This window comes from Pseudomonas sp. ok266 (assembly GCF_900110195.1).
GTDB classification, from domain to species: Bacteria; Pseudomonadota; Gammaproteobacteria; order Pseudomonadales; family Pseudomonadaceae; genus Aquipseudomonas; species Aquipseudomonas neuropathica.
The window spans coordinates 319,139-334,124 of sequence record NZ_FOCU01000005.1 but is presented as its reverse complement, the minus strand read 5'-3'; the positions used below and the strand labels follow the sequence as shown (position 1 = coordinate 334,124).

Below are 14,986 nucleotides of genomic sequence, written 5' to 3'. Positions count from 1 at the left end.
GGCCTCATCAGAGGCCCACTCACCGGGCGCAGGACATGCCGCCGACCCTGGCAAATACGCAATAAAGCACTTTGCCGCGGCCTATTTATAGCCGCTTGCGCCGCCGCCCTGGCCGTACATTAGAAACGTCGCCGGCCCGGGTGCGCCCCTAACAATAACGACCGGCTGCACGCTTATTTGCACCTGCCCCTCTTTGGGAGTCCTCGCATGACCCGATTCCAGCACTCCACACGGCGGCCCGCCGCGATCGTTCAAGCGCACCGGCGCGGCCCAGCCGGCAACGGAGGCCAACATGTCTAACGCCTACCTGGCCAAATCCATGCCCGACGCCAGCGACGGCCCACAACCCTCGTCCAGCAGCCTGCAAGCTATCGCCTGCGAGGAGCGCAAGGAAAACACTTCGATGCTGCTCCTGCTGGCCCCGGCGTTGGTGGTGGTGGTGGTGTTGCTGATCCTGCCACTGTGCTGGCTGGCCCTGCAGTCGGTGCAGACCGAAGATGGTTTCTCCCTGGCCAACTACCTGCGTATCTTCCAGGAACGCATCTACTGGGACACCTTCAGCCTGACCTTCAAGATCAGTTTCATGGTCACCGTGCTCTCGATTTTCCTCGGTTTCCCCATCGCCTACGCCGCCTCGCGGCTCCAGGGTTTCTGGGCCAACCTGATCCTGATCTGCGTGATCATCCCGTTCTGGACCAGCGTGCTGGTGCGCTCCTACGCCTGGCTGGTGCTGTTGCAGCGCCGCGGACTGGTCAACCAGACCCTGCTCGACCTCGGGATCATCGACCAGCCGCTGAACCTGATGCACAACACCACTGGCACGGTGATCGGCACCTTGCACGTGATGCTGCCGTTCATGGTCCTGCCCCTGTACTCGGTGATGCGCAAGATCCCCCAGGACCTGCTGCAAGCCTCGGAAAGCCTCGGCGCCAAGCCGTTCTATACCTTTCGCCGGGTGTTCCTGCCGATGGCGGCACCGGGGGTCATGGCCGGCTCGATCCTGGTGTTTGTGATCTGCCTGGGCTTCTTCATCACCCCGGAACTGTTGGGCGGCGGGCGCACCATCCTGGTGTCGATGCTGGTGCAACGTAACGTCGAGCTGTATCACGCCTGGGGCGCGGCGAGTGCCGTGGGCCTGGTGTTGCTGCTGGTGGTGTTCCTGATCTTCTGGGGCATCAACCGCTTTATTCCCATCGAACGCATTCTGGGAGCGCGCTGAATGAACTGGCTAGCCAACCTGCGGCGCGTGCGCCTGTCCCACCTGGCCTTCACGGTGCTGGTGGCGTTGATCCTGCTGTACCTGATCCTGCCGGTGCTGATCGTGGTGCCGATGTCGTTCTCCGAAGCGCGCTTTTTGCAGTTCCCGCCCAAGGAATGGTCGCTGCGCTGGTACGAGGCGTTCTTCAGCAGCGCCGAGTGGATGTCGGCGGCGCGGGTCAGCCTGATCACCGCGCTGGTCACGACCCTGGTCAGCCTGCCGGTGGGCATGGCCGCGGCCTACGCCATCAACAACTCGAGCCTGCGGGTGGTGCGCACCCTGCAAATCATCCTGCTGTTGCCGATGATGGTGCCGGTCATCCTGATCGCCGCCGGGGTGTTTTTTGTCTACGCCCGGGTCGGCCTGATCAGCACCCTCACCGGCCTGGTGCTGGCGCACATCATGCTGGCCCTGCCCTACGTGATCATCGCCCTGCTGGCCGGCCTGCGGAACTTCGACATGTCCCAGGAAATGGTCGCCCGCAGCCTGGGCATGAACCGCTTCCGCGCCTTTATGGCGGTGACCCTGCCGCAGATCAAACCGAGCCTGGTGTCGGCCACCCTGTTCGCCTTTATCACCTCCCTGGATGAAACCGTGGTGGCGCTGTTTATCTCCGGCGGCGACAACCAGACCCTGACCAAGCGCATGTTCACCGCTTTGCGCGACGAGATCGACCCGACCATCGCCGCCATCAGTTCCCTGCTGATTCTGGCGTCCTTGCTGCTGGTGGTGGTCGCCGGGCGCAACAAGCCTTCCTGAGCCGTTGGCCGTCACCGCGAGAGCTGATCGCGGTGACGGCAGATCCTGCCGGCAAACGACGCAATTGAGCAGCAAACACCCACTCAACAGGCCAGCTCGGCATCGGCCGCCGGCGAGCCTTTTTTACAATCGGTCCTATCGTCCGGACCTTCAAAGGCACTTCCCATGTTGAAAAGCACCCTGCGTGACCCTTCCCTGCTCGTCGAGCGCGCCTACGTCAACGGCGCCTGGATCGAGGCCGACGACGGCGCCACCCTCGCCGTGACCAACCCCGCCGACGGCAGCCTGATCGCCCATGTGCCGGCCCTGCAGGCCGCCGAAACCCGACGCGCCATCGAGGCCGCCGAGCAGCGTTTCCAAAGCTGGCGCGAGGTGCCGGCGGCCGAACGCGCGCGGTATCTCGAAACCTGGCACCGGCTGATCCTGGAAAACCAGGAAGACCTGGCCCTGATCATGACCGCCGAGCAAGGCAAGCCCTTGAGCGAATCCCGTGGCGAGATCGGCTACGGCGCCACCTTCGTCAAATGGTTCGCCGAAGAAGCCCGGCGCATCTACGGTGACACCATCCCGGCGCCCACCGCCGATCGGCGGATCCTGGTGATCAAGCAGCCGGTGGGCGTGGTCGCGGCGATCACCCCATGGAACTTCCCCAACGCCATGATTACCCGCAAGTGCGCGCCGGCCCTGGCTGCCGGTTGCACGGTGCTGGTCAAGCCTTCGGAGCTGACCCCGCTGTCGGCCCTGGCCCTGGCGGTGCTGGCCGAACGCGCCGGGATTCCGCCCGGGGTGTTCAACGTGCTCACCGGCCTGCCCGCTGGAGTAGGCGGCGAGATGACCGGCAACCCCGCGGTGCGCAAACTGTCGTTCACCGGCTCGACCCGGGTCGGCCAGTTGCTGATGAGCCAGTGCGCCAGCAGCATCAAGCGCCTGAGCCTGGAGCTGGGGGGCAACGCGCCCCTTATCGTGTTCGACGACGCCGACCTCGACCTGGCGATCACCGGGGTCATGCTGAGCAAATTCCGTAACGCCGGGCAGACCTGTGTCTGCGCCAACCGGATCCTGGTCCAGGACGGTATCTATGCGCGCTTCGCCGAGCGCCTGACCGTCGCGGTGGCCCAGCTGAAAGTCGGCGACGGCCTGAGCGACGGCGTGACCATCGGCCCACTGATCAACGCGGCGGCGGTGGACAAGGTGGCCTTGCACATCGGCGACGCCCTGGAAAAAGGCGCCTCCATCGCCATCGGCGGCGCGCCCCAGGGCCAGAGCCTGTTCGTCCAGCCCACGGTGCTGCTGGACGCCACCCCGGACATGCTCCTGGCCAGCGAAGAAACCTTCGGCCCGGTGGCGCCGCTGTTCCGCTTCCAGGACGAAGCCCAGGCCCTGGCCATCGCCAACGACACCCCCTATGGCCTGGCGGCCTATTACTTCACCCAGGACATGCGCCGGGCCTTTCGCGTCGGCGAGCGCCTGGAGTTCGGCATGGTCGGCCTCAACACCGGCGTGGTGTCCATGGAAGTCGCGCCCTTTGGTGGCATGAAGCAATCGGGCACTGGCCGCGAAGGTTCGAAATACGGCCTCGACGAGTTCCTCGAAATCAAGGCCTGGCACATCGGCGGACTGGACTGAGAACAACGGCGCCGGGCGGCAGATTCTGTTGCCCGGGCACGGGAAAACGGCACGAACCAGGCCAGCGCCTGTGTTCAGATGACAGACAAACACTGCGGGCAGTCCCCGCGCTGTGCATAGGAGAACGCTGCATGAAGTTCACTGAAGGTTTCGAGTCGGTCAGCGTCAATCAAGTCTGCAAGCACTACGGTTCCCTCAAGGCCCTGAACAACGTCAACCTCAAGGTCGAAGCCGGCGAATTCATGTCGCTGCTGGGCCCTTCCGGTTCAGGCAAGACCACCTTGTTGAGCATCCTCGGCGGCTTTATCCGCGTCAGTTCCGGGAGCATTTTGTTCGGCGAGCGCGACGTGACCCTGATGCCGCCGCACAAGCGCGAGATCGGCGTGGTGTTCCAGAACTACGCGCTGTTCCCGCACATGACCGTGGGCGAGAACGTCGCCTTCCCCTTGCGTGCCCGGGGTGAAAACGCCGCCAAGAGCCGCGACCGGGTCAAGCAGGCCCTGGCCACGGTGGAACTGGGCGGCTATGAAAACCGCTCGATCGCCGCGCTCTCCGGCGGCCAGCGGCAAAGGGTGGCCCTGGCCCGGGCGATTGTCTTCGAGCCCAAGCTGATCCTGATGGACGAACCGCTGTCGGCCCTGGACAAACAACTGCGCGAGACCATGCAGATCGAGCTGCGGGCCCTGCACAAGCGCCTCGGCGCGACCATGATCTACGTCACCCACGACCAGCGCGAAGCCCTGACCATGAGCGACCGCATCGCCATCATGCGCGGCGGGCAACTGGTGCAAGTGGACACGCCACGGCGCCTGCACGATCACCCGTCGGACGATTTCGTCGCCAGCTTTATCGGCGAGAGCACGCTGATTCCCTTGCAGCGCGGCAGCGGCAACGGCCTGACCCTGGGCGCCACCCCACTGCGCACCACGCGGCCGATCCCGGCCTCGGGCGACCTGTTCCTGGCCCTGCAATCGGAGAAGCTGCTGCTGGACAACAACAGCGCCGGCCCGGAATGGAACCGCCTGCGCGGGCGGATTTCGGACATCGTGTTCCAGGGCGAAAGCCTCAAGGTGTTTGTCGACCTGGACGGCGGCCCCACCGTCAGCCTGCGCCAGCCCAGCCACCATGAAGGCAACCTCAGCCTGCCGCCGATCGGCGCGCCGATGCTGATGCGCCTGCACCCCGAAGACACCATCGTGGTGCCCCGGGCCAGCGCCTGAGGCCAGCCCTGCGGGGCACCCGGGCGGAGGTCCGGTCGCCCCGCTCCCGCGCCCGGCATGGGCACAGTCAAATGTTTCGCCAGCCCCCTGAAAAACAGTCGATCACAGCGCCGGGCCAGGCAAATTCAGCGCGTGGCGCGCCGGCCAATCCTTATCCTGATCACAGACCACCCGCCAAGCACGGCGTTTATGGAGATCGAGATGAATTCTGCACTAACTGAAAATCAACGCCTTCTGGCCCTGCGCGAGCAGCACGTTCCACGGGGCATCGCCACCGCCCACCCGGTGGTGGTCAGCCACGCCCAGGGCAGCGAAGTGTGGGATGTGGACGGCAAACGCTACCTGGATTTCGTCGGTGGCATCGGCGTGCTCAACGTCGGCCACAACCACCCGAAAGTCGTGGAAGCGGTGCGCCGCCAGGTCGGCGAAATCTCCCACGCCAGTTTCCAGGTGGTGGCCTACGAGTCCTACATCCAGGTCGCGGCACGCCTGAACAAAATGATCGGCGGCGACCAGCACTACAAAAGCGTGCTCTTCACCTCCGGCGCCGAAGCCGTGGAAAACGCGATCAAGATCGCCCGTGGCCACACCAATCGCCCGGCGGTGATTTCCTTCCGTGGCGGCTTCCACGGCCGCACCCTGCTCGGCGTGACCCTGACCGGCATGAGCCAGCCCTACAAACAGAACTTCGGGCCTTTCCCGGCCGAGATCTACCACGCCACCTACCCCAACGAATATCGCGGCATCAGCGGCGACGACGCCCTGGCCGAACTCGACACCCTGTTCGCCACCGACGTGGCGCCGGACCGGGTGGCGGCGATCATCATTGAGCCGGTGCAGGGCGACGGGGGGTTCCTTGCCGCACCCAAGGCCTTCCTCCAGGCCCTGCGCCAGCGCTGCACCGAACACGGCATTGTGCTGATCCTCGATGAGATCCAGGCCGGTTTTGGCCGAACCGGCACCCTGTTCGGCTTCCAGCACGCCGACATCCAGCCAGACCTGGTGACCGTGGCCAAGAGCCTGGCCGGTGGCATGCCGCTGTCAGCCGTGGTCGGCCGCGCCGAGATCATGGACGCACCCACCCCCGGTGGCCTGGGCGGCACCTACGGCGGCAATGCCGTGGCCTGTGCGGCGGCCCTGGCGGTGATGGACCTGTTCGAGGAACAGGACCTGCTGGGCCAGGGTGAACAACTGGCGGCGCAACTGCGCGAAGGCCTGCTGGCCCTGCAAAAACGCTACCCGCGAATCGGCGACGTGCGCGGCCTGGGGTTTATGCAAGCCATCGAGATCGTCGCCGCCGACGCCGCCCAGAGCCCGGACGCGGCCCTGGCGCAGAAGATCATCGACGAAGCGCGCAACGCCGGCCTGCTGGTGATCAAGTGCGGCGTATATCGCAACGTGGTGCGCTTCCTCGCGCCGCTGGTGACCACCCCGGAGCAACTGGCAGAAGCCTTGCAAATGCTTGACCAGGCCCTGGCCGCCGCCGGTGCCTGACCGACGCCCGCAGCACCCAAGGTAAAGGCCAGGCCCGACCCGCTCACCCCGGGTCGGGCTTTTGCCTGATGACTCAGGAAGCCCATTAGGATTACCCAGGAACGGCACATGAAAGTTACCCAGTACAAAGCGTTGGGCCTGTCCTTCGGCACCCTGGTCGACCGCGAACGGGGCATCGTCGAAGGGCTGCGGCCGTTGTCGGTGCAAACCACAGACCTGCACAGCGACGAGCAGGTGCTCAGTGCCTATCGGCGCATCGCCCTGGAACTGGCCGCCCAAGGTCACGCCAGCAGCGCCACGGCGTTCCATGGCCAGCTGTACCAGCGCCTGGCACATCAATTGCGTGTGGTTCCGGGCTGGGATGAAAGTGTTGCCTTTAGTACCGCGTCCGGCCAATGGCCGATTTTCGAAGACGCGCCCGGCGCCTTGCAGTACCTCAGCAAGTTTTATCGGCTGGTGCTGATCGCTCCGCCCCATGGCATGGACATCGATGCCCTGACCCTTCGTTTGCCCATCGAGTTCGACGCCATCATCGAACCCCAGGCCAACGATTGGCACGCCAGCCTGGAGCAAGCCCTGGACCGGCTGGGCCTGCAACGGAGCGAGATGTTACCGGTACGCAGCACCGAAGCGGATGATCCGTGGAACCTGCGGGTGGACTTCCCGGTGTGTACCTTGCGCCGCGACCAGCGCCAGCCGTGGAACCACTCGGAGCAGGCCCTTGACGGCAAGCGCTGTGAGTACGCCAGCCTGGCCGACCTGGTGCACGCGCACCAGAAGGCGCTGCACGCCTGACCCAGTATTCAAGACTGACATAGCGAGGAGTCAACGATGGAAGCGGTAACCAAACTCGATCGTATCGACATCAACATCCTGGTCCAGCTGCAAAAAGACGGACGCATGACCAACGTCAGCCTCGCCGAAGCCGTCGGACTCTCCCCCAGCCCCTGCCTGCAACGGGTCAAGCGCCTGGAAACGGCGGGCTACATCAGCGGCTACGAAGCCCATGTCAACCTGGCCAAGTTCGCCAACTCGGTGACGGTGTTCACCGAGGTCACCCTGTCCGACCACAAGCGCTCCGACTTCGCCAAGTTCGAGTCGAGCATCCGCAATATCGACGAGGTGCTGGAGTGCCATTTGATCAGCGGCGGGTATGACTACCTGGTGCGTTTTCTCACCAGCAGCATCCAGCACTACCAGGAGCTGATGGAGTCGATCCTGGACAAGAACATCGGTATCGAAAAGTACTTCAGCTACATCGTCATCAAGTCGCCGGTGGTCAAGAGCACCGTGCCTTTGCGCAGCCTGCTGCGCTCGGCCTGATCAAGAAAGAGACGGGGCCGCACGGCCCCGAGGTTGGCCTCAGGAGAGGATGCAGAAGATCTTGCGCACCGTCTGCGCGCTGGTCCAGGCGTTGCTCGCCCCCGCCGGCACCACCACGGTTTCCCCGGCCTGCACGGTGCAGGGCGCCGCGCCCTCGGGGCTGAGGGTGACCGCGCCCTTGAGGATGTGCATCAACTCGCAGTAGCCCGGCTCCACGGTCTTGCGCTTGTAGGCTTCACACACCCAGACACCGATGCGCAGGTTGGCGGCGCTGAACAGGGTCTGGCTCCGGGCCTGGGGCGTGGCGCTGAGCAGCACCTCGGCGGCCGGCGGATTGCACGGCTGCAACTCAAGGCAGGGATCGATCTTCAGCGGTTGGGGCGGCATCGGCGCGCTTCGCGACAGGCCAGGAAAGACCATGCACAGGTAGCGCAGGTCGCCGGGCTGGTGCCAGTCCAGGGTGATGCCCCGTGGAATCACGAAGCAGTCCCCTGGGTGCAGGCCGATCCTGAAGCCCTCGCCCTGCAGAACCAGGGTGCCGGACTCGACGATGCCCAGCTCGACCCAGGGAAAGTCCTCGATCACCCGCCGCGTGCCCGAGCTTTGGTGCACACCCACCGCGTAGCCTTGGGCCGCGTCGTACCAATGCAGGGAGCGGCCACTGGCCAGGGGGTCGTCGACCCAGGTCAGGTTGTCGCTGGGCAAGCGCCGGGCGCTGGCCGGGTGGCAGTAATGCAGCATCGCAGGCATGAATTCAGACTCTCGGCTTAGCGACCAATCAGGTCGAGGAACTGCTGCCAGCCCGCCGCCAGGCGAACGCCCGGGGCGCGGAAGGCATGCAGGGGAATGGGCTGGAATTTCTCGCCCGCCAACAGGCCGAGGTCGACCTTCTCGCCTGCGCTCATGCGCGCCAGTTGCCCGCCCATGTAGGTGGACATCGCCACCCCGCCGCCGTTGTAGCCGATGGCGTAGAAGCTCTGCTCATCCAGCTGGCCGGCGTGGGGCAGGTAATCCAGGGTCATGGCCACCAGGCCAGACCAGCGAAAGGCGATGGGCTGCTCGCGCAGGATCGGAAACACCTCGCCCATGCTGCGCTGCAAGGCGCGAAAAGCTGCCTCGGAATCGTTCTTGCCAAAGGCCCCGCGCCCGCCAAAGATCAGGCGGTCGCCCACCACCCGGAACCAGCGCAGCATGCGCTTGGTATCGCCGCACACCTGGCCGCCGGGCATCAGCGTGGCCAGTACCGCCGGGGCCAGGGGCCCGGTGGCGATGATCGCGCTGCGAAAGGGAATCAGCCGTCGGTGCAAGGTGTCGGTGACCGGGGTCAGGTCCGAATAACCGTTGGTGGCGTAGATCACCTGCCGGGCGCTGACCCGCCCTTGGGGCGTCTCGATGATCATCCGCGGGCCCTCGCGGCGGACCTGTTGCGCCGGGCTGTTGATGTAGATCTTGACCCCGTTGCCAGTGAGGCTGCGGGCCATGCCCCGGGCGTAGTTCAGCGGGTGGATGCCGCCCGCCTTGGGGGTCAGCAGGCCGCCGTGGAACAGGTTGGAACCGGTGCACTCAGCGACTTCGGCGGCGCTGAGCATGTAGGACGAGGCGCCACCGGTCTCGCGCTTGATCCACTCGGCGGTGGCTTGCAGCCCCGACAGGGCGTGAGGGTTGTGTGCCGCGGCAATGTGCCCGCCCATGTGCAACTGGGCCTGATCCAGGCCCAGGGCCTCGACGGTTTCCACCAGGCTGTCCACGGCGTCGTAGCCGGTGCGGTACATGCGCAGCGCGGTGTCACGGCCAAAACGCGCCATCAGCGCGGCAAAACCCACGCGAAATTTTGGCGACACCACCCCGCCGTTGCGCCCGCTGGCGCCCCAGGCCAGGGTATTGGCGTCGATCAGCAACGGCTCGCGGCCGCTCAAGGCGATATGCCGGGCGGCGCTCAAGCCGGTGTAGCCGGCGCCGATGATCGCCACATCGCACTGGCGCTCACCCTCAAGCGATTGCAGCGCGGGGCCGGGTTCGGCGGTGGCCGCCCATAAGGTCTGAAGAGTCATTGCCGGCTTCCGAGAAAAAGGGGCGCCGGCACGATAGCTGCGGCGCCCGGGGGCTCAACCCAGTTCCTGCTCTACCGCGTCGGCCAGTTGGGCCAGGGTGTGGTAGTGGTAGTGGGGCTTGGTGTGCTCGGATTCCAGGGTGCCGCCGCTGCCCTTCTGCGCGTGCCGACGTTCGATCCAGCACACCTGGTAACCCAGGTCCACGGCGACGCCGATGTCATGGTATTGGCTCTGAGCCACGTGCAAAATCTGCTCGAAGACAATGCCCTGGGTCGCCAGCACGCCACGGGTGTAGGCAAAGAACTGTGGGTCGGGCTTCTCGAAGCGCACGTCGTCCACCGTGACCTTGACGTCGAAGGGTTCATCTAGGGTCTTGGCCATGTAGTCCAGGGCCCAGATCTGCGAGTTGGTGGTGGCCACCAGCTTGAAGTGCTTGCGCAGGCGCTTGAGGGCCGCCACCGAGTCCGGGAAGGCCGGGAAGTTCTGCACCGCCAGGGCCAGGCCGCGGGCGTACTCGGCGTTGTCCGGCAGGCCGAGCTTGGCGGCGATCAGGTGATAACAACGCTCCAGGTCATCGGGCCACCAGCCGGAATCCGGCAAGGCCCGGGCTTCGCGGTAGGCCTTGAGAATTTCGTCATCGCTGCGGGCCTGGCCGGCCTCCCCCGCCACTTCACGGACGTGGGCCAGGATTCCGGCTTCGAAATCGATCAGGGTGCCGACGACATCAAACGTCAGGGCTTTGAACTGCTTGAATGACATAAAGCGCTCCGCAAGGTAGGTCAGGGGGGATCGGAAAATCCGTCTGCATGGATTATCGACCTCGCTGCGGCACGCAATATTCCGTTTTCAGCCACCCCTGAGGCATAACCTACTGTTTTTTTACTCGCGGCGGCACAGGCACCCTTACGGCGTGGAACGCAGGGCTTCGGCCAGGCGCAAATGTGGGTAGGCGGCGTCGATCTGCGCCAGGTCACTGTGCATTTCGGTAACAATCCAGTCCCTCACCGCCGCCACCAACGGCCGCAGCGGTCGGTTGCCCGGCGACACCAGGCAACAGCGCCGCGCACTGACCCGCACCTGGTCTGCCGCAGGCAGCAATTCGCCCTTGGCCAGGCAGTGCGAGACCACATTCAACCAGCCCAAGGCCATGCCCTGGCCGAGCAAAGCGGCCTGCACCACCACTGCATAATCGGAGAACACCTGGCTGTTGTCGGCCACCCCGGAACGCTGGCCAAGGGTGTCGAAATGCTCGACCCAACCGCGCTCCTGGCTGTCCATGCTGATCAGGGTTCTAGGCTGTTTGCGCGAGCGTTCCTGGAGCAAATAGGCGTGGTACTGGCGGTTGCACAGGGGGATGGTAATCTCCGGCAGCACCAGTTTATCCGTGGCTTTCAGGCTGCCGACCTCGAGGTAACGCATGCCCAGGTCGACGTCCACCAACGGCCCGCCGATCTTCCCCGACATCAGTTGGAAGCGCAGGTCGACGTTGGGAAATGCCTCGCTGAAACGACTCATGCGCGGCATCAGCCAATGGGTGGTAAAGGCCGTGGACACCGACAGGGTGATGGTCTCGATGCCGGTGGCGCGGGACTCGATTTCGCTGATCGCCGCCTCGATGGTGCTGAAGCCTTCCTGGACCCGGCGATAGAGGATGCTCCCGCTCTCGGTGAGCCGGGCACCGCCGCGCACGCGCTCGAACAATTGCACGCCGAGGTGTTCTTCAAGGCGCCCGAGCATGCGACTGACCGCCGGCTGGCTGACGCAGAGTTCTTCCGCCGCCCGGGTGAAGCTGCCACAACGGGCGGCCGCTTCGAAAACGAACAGGGAACTGGAGCTGGGGAGTTTGCGACGTAGGTTTGACATGATCTGATATTATGCCTGACCCAACTATTAGTAAATTGCCGCCACACAAAAGCCGTGACTAATCTTGCGACGCCAGACGCCCCGTCCGCCCCACTCCTGTGTCCGGCCCGCGGCGCATTTTTTAAAGACCAGCAAGAGGCGCCAACTTCATGGAACACGCTCTGCAGTTCTACATTGACGGTCGTTGGGTCGAGCCCCACGGTCGCGAACGCCTGGCGGTGATCGACCCGGCCACTGAAACCGCCTTCAGCGAAATTGCCCTGGGCAACGGCGCCGATGTCGAGGCGGCGGTGCAGGCGGCAAAAAAAGCCTTCCCAAGTTTTTCCGCCACTGCCCCCGCCGAACGCCAGGCCTTGTTACAGGAGGTGTTGCGGGCCTATCTGGCGCGCTACGACGAGATCGCCGCGATCATCACCCGCGAGGTCGGCGCGCCCCGTGCCCTGTCCCACGCCTGGCAGGCCGGCATCGGCCGCATGCACCTGGAACAGCTGATCCGCAGCCTGGAGCACTTCGACTTTCAACGCCAACGGGGCACCACCCTGATCAACCAGGAAGCGGTGGGCGTGGTGGCCCTGATCACCCCGTGGAACTGGCCGATCAACCAGATTGTGTGCAAGGTCGCGCCGGCCCTGGCCGCCGGCTGTACCATGGTCCTCAAACCCAGTGAGATCGCCCCGCTCAACGCGCTGATTTTCGCCGAGGTGCTGCACAGCGCCGGGGTGCCGCCCGGGGTCTTCAACCTGATCAATGGCGACGGCCCCACGGTCGGCACCGCCCTCGCCGCCCACCCGGATGTCGACATGGTGTCGTTCACCGGCTCAACCCGGGCCGGGGTGGAAATCGCCCGGCTGGCGGCGCCCACGGTCAAGCGCGTGCACCAGGAACTGGGCGGCAAGTCAGCCAACATCCTGCTCGACGATGTGGCCCTGGAAGCCGCAGTGACCCAGGGCGTGAATGCCTGTTTCAACAACAGCGGCCAATCCTGCAACGCGCCCACGCGCATGCTGGTGCCCGAGGCATTGCACGAACAGGTGGTGGCCATCGCCGCCCGCGCCGCCCAGGCTCATCGCCCGGGGCCGCCGGACGCCGACGACACGACCTTGGGCCCGGTGATCAGCGAACGTCAGTACCTGGCCATCCAGCGCATGATCGGCATCGGCCTGGAGCAAGGCGCGCAACTGGTGGCCGGTGGCCTGGGGCGGCCCGAGGGCCTGGAGCGCGGCTACTACGTGCAGCCGACCATCTTTGCCGGGGTCACGCCGCAGATGACCCTCGCCCGCGAGGAAATCTTCGGCCCGGTGCTGGTGATCCTGCCCTACCGCGATGAAGCGCAAGCCATTGCCATGGCCAACGACAGCGTGTTTGGCCTGGCCGCCTACGTGCAGTCGGCGGACCTGCCACGGGCACGCAAGGTGGCCCTGCAATTGCGCGCTGGCAGCGTCTACATCAACTACCCGGACTGGGACAGCGCCGCGCCCTTCGGTGGCTACAAGCAGTCGGGCAACGGCCGCGAATACGCCGAGTGGGGGCTGGAGGCTTTTCTGGAAACCAAGGGCATCGTCGGCTACGGCCACTGACCTTGCGGCGTTAAAACCGCGACCGCCCCTTAGGCGGTCGCGGCCTTCCGGGCCTCCTGTGCCGCCTCGGCCTTGATCAGGTCAGCGATACGTTCGGCCAGCATGATGGTCGGCACATTGGTGTTGGCACAGGGGATCGATGGCATCAGCGATGCGTCACACACCCGTAACTGACTGACGCCGATCACCCGGCCATCGCTCAAGGTCACCGCCTGCGGATCATCGGCGCGGCCCATGCGGCAGGTACCGGACGGGTGCCAGGTGCCACCGACCTGGCTGCGCACAAAAACCCCTAGCGCCGCGTCGTCGGCGAGCAACCCTTGCAGGGTCACGCCCTGGGTCACCAGGCGCCGAATCAGCCAGCCACACAGCGGCCCGGCCAGGTCCAGCAAACCGCTCAAGGTGCCACGCAACAGCCCATTGATCCCTCCCGGACGAGCCACCTTGGCCACCCGCGGCGAATAGCTGGAAGGGAACACCACGCTGCGTTGCGCATCCAGAGAGGCGGCCCCCAGTGTGCGAGCGCCAAAGCGCAAGGCGTCTTTCAGGCGCTGAAAATCCCGCGGGTCGGAGAGCATGTAGAACTGGACATCGGGCTCTTGCAACGGGTCCGCTGAGACCAGCCGCACCCGCCCGCGGGAATAGGATTTATTGACCCAGAAAAACATTGAACCCAAGCGATAACCGATGGAGTGCCAGCCCGAACGGGAAAGGATGGCGCCGTGCATATCGCCGCTGGGCGTCTGCGCCAGGCCGGAAGAAAAGCGCACGATCGCCTGCTCATGGTGTTCATTGGCAAAGGGAGCGCGGCCCTTGCGGGTCAAGAGTGCCGACACCGCAATCGACGGATGCTCCATCAGGTTGCCACCGACGCCGGGACGGTCCGCCACCAGTTCGATGCCCAGGTCCAGCAACTCATTCAACGGGCCGACGCCGCTGCGCATCAACAACGCCGGGCTGTGGATCGCCCCGGCGCAGATGATCACCTGACGCGCCGCCAGTTCCAGGGTTTGTCCATCGGCCAGGCGCAGGCGCGCACCCACCGCGCTCCTGTGTTTGAACAGCACCTGCTCCACCAGGCAATCGGTACGGATGCTCAGGTTGTTGCGCCGGCGTACCTCATCGGTCAGGTAGCACACCGAGGTGGGAATGCGCTCACCCGCCTCGCTGACGCCAATCGCCCCGACGTACACCCCGTCTTCCCAAGGGCCGTTCTGGTCCGGCTTGCGTGGCAGGCCCTGCTCGCCCAAAGCACCGATCACCCCTTTGACAAAGGGCGAAAGGGCCGCATCCGGGGTCCGGCGAATGCGCAGCGGGCCGTCCTGGCCATGCAGCGGGCCACTGAAATCCGTGTCGTTTTCCAGCTTGCGAAAGTACGGCAGGCAGTTGTCCCAGCCCCAGCCTTCGGCGCCCAGTTGCTGCCATTCGTCATAGTCGGCGGGAGCACCGCGATTGGTCATCAGGGCATTGATCGCCGAGCCGCCGCCAAGGATTCGCGCCTGCTCGTAACGCCGCTGCTGGCGCGTGCCGGTGCCCATCAAGGCATTGAGGCGCTGCCAGATATTACCCAGGTCCAGGTAGGCCCGGCCCGGGTAGCGGCTGCGAATCTCCGGCGGCATGCTCGACGCCGAAATATCGCGCCCGGCCTCCACCAGGCACACCTGTTTGTCCGGGTCCTCGGAGAGCCGGGCCGCCAATACGCAACCGGCAGAACCGCCCCCGAGGATGAGGTAGTCGATCATCGTGCTCATGGCATTCCCTGTGGACAGCCCATCGAATCAGCAACCCCGGCAGGCGCCGCCACAAGGCGGCCCG

General features: G+C 65.2%; 13 protein-coding genes. 8 read left to right on the top strand and 5 right to left on the bottom strand.

The genetic code is table 11. The annotated features are described in order from the left end of the window. The first annotated feature begins 292 nt into the window (after positions 1–292). The 7 genes from BMY54_RS11525 (at position 293) to BMY54_RS11495 (ending at position 7,680) form a co-directional block, all read left to right on the top strand. A complete protein-coding gene (locus BMY54_RS11525; RefSeq protein ID WP_093432294.1) occupies positions 293–1,219 on the top strand; it encodes an ABC transporter permease in 927 nt (308 codons plus the stop codon). Beyond that, the gene (locus BMY54_RS11520) at positions 1,220–2,017 is read left to right on the top strand and encodes an ABC transporter permease (protein WP_093432291.1); all 798 of its coding nucleotides are present in this window, start codon (positions 1,220–1,222) and stop codon (positions 2,015–2,017) included. It abuts the gene before it with no gap. 165 nt (positions 2,018–2,182) lie between these two features. Continuing rightward, positions 2,183–3,643 (top strand): NAD-dependent succinate-semialdehyde dehydrogenase, encoded by a 1,461-nt coding sequence (locus tag BMY54_RS11515; protein WP_093432288.1) that lies wholly within the window; start codon positions 2,183–2,185, stop codon positions 3,641–3,643. Positions 3,644–3,774: 131 nt separating this feature from the next. Then, positions 3,775–4,863, top strand: a complete 1,089-nt coding sequence (locus tag BMY54_RS11510) for an ABC transporter ATP-binding protein (RefSeq protein ID WP_093432285.1) — start codon at positions 3,775–3,777, stop codon at positions 4,861–4,863. 201 nt (positions 4,864–5,064) lie between these two features. Continuing rightward, a complete protein-coding gene (gabT, locus tag BMY54_RS11505) occupies positions 5,065–6,357 on the top strand; it encodes a 4-aminobutyrate--2-oxoglutarate transaminase (protein WP_093432282.1) in 1,293 nt (430 codons plus the stop codon). Between the two features lie 108 nt (positions 6,358–6,465). Beyond that, positions 6,466–7,152 (top strand): HAD family hydrolase, encoded by a 687-nt coding sequence (locus BMY54_RS11500; RefSeq protein ID WP_093432279.1) that lies wholly within the window; start codon positions 6,466–6,468, stop codon positions 7,150–7,152. 36 nt (positions 7,153–7,188) lie between these two features. Further along, positions 7,189–7,680 (top strand): Lrp/AsnC family transcriptional regulator, encoded by a 492-nt coding sequence (locus BMY54_RS11495; protein WP_093432276.1) that lies wholly within the window; start codon positions 7,189–7,191, stop codon positions 7,678–7,680. A gap of 39 nt (positions 7,681–7,719) precedes the next feature. Here the strand turns inward: BMY54_RS11495 and BMY54_RS11490 are convergent, their stop codons facing one another. The 4 genes from BMY54_RS11490 to BMY54_RS11475 form a co-directional block, all read right to left on the bottom strand. Then, a complete protein-coding gene (locus BMY54_RS11490; protein ID WP_093432273.1) occupies positions 7,720–8,430 on the bottom strand; it encodes a cupin domain-containing protein in 711 nt (236 codons plus the stop codon). 17 nt (positions 8,431–8,447) lie between these two features. After that, positions 8,448–9,731 carry an NAD(P)/FAD-dependent oxidoreductase gene (locus tag BMY54_RS11485; protein ID WP_175559583.1) on the bottom strand — a complete coding sequence of 428 codons (1,284 nt, stop codon included), beginning with the start codon at positions 9,729–9,731 and terminating at the stop codon, positions 8,448–8,450. Positions 9,732–9,785: 54 nt separating this feature from the next. Beyond that, complete coding sequence (locus BMY54_RS11480) at positions 9,786–10,490, bottom strand: HAD-IA family hydrolase (protein ID WP_093432270.1); 705 nt, start codon at positions 10,488–10,490, stop codon at positions 9,786–9,788. Between the two features lie 144 nt (positions 10,491–10,634). Next, a complete protein-coding gene (locus BMY54_RS11475) occupies positions 10,635–11,594 on the bottom strand; it encodes a LysR family transcriptional regulator (RefSeq protein ID WP_093432267.1) in 960 nt (319 codons plus the stop codon). A gap of 149 nt (positions 11,595–11,743) precedes the next feature. On the opposite strand from BMY54_RS11475, the gene BMY54_RS11470 reads away from it, so the two are divergent. After that, a complete protein-coding gene (locus BMY54_RS11470; protein WP_093432264.1) occupies positions 11,744–13,171 on the top strand; it encodes an aldehyde dehydrogenase family protein in 1,428 nt (475 codons plus the stop codon). Between the two features lie 29 nt (positions 13,172–13,200). Here the strand turns inward: BMY54_RS11470 and BMY54_RS11465 are convergent, their stop codons facing one another. Next, the gene (locus BMY54_RS11465) at positions 13,201–14,922 is read right to left on the bottom strand and encodes a GMC family oxidoreductase (RefSeq protein ID WP_256573871.1); all 1,722 of its coding nucleotides are present in this window, start codon (positions 14,920–14,922) and stop codon (positions 13,201–13,203) included. Positions 14,923–14,986: the final 64 nt, after the last annotated feature.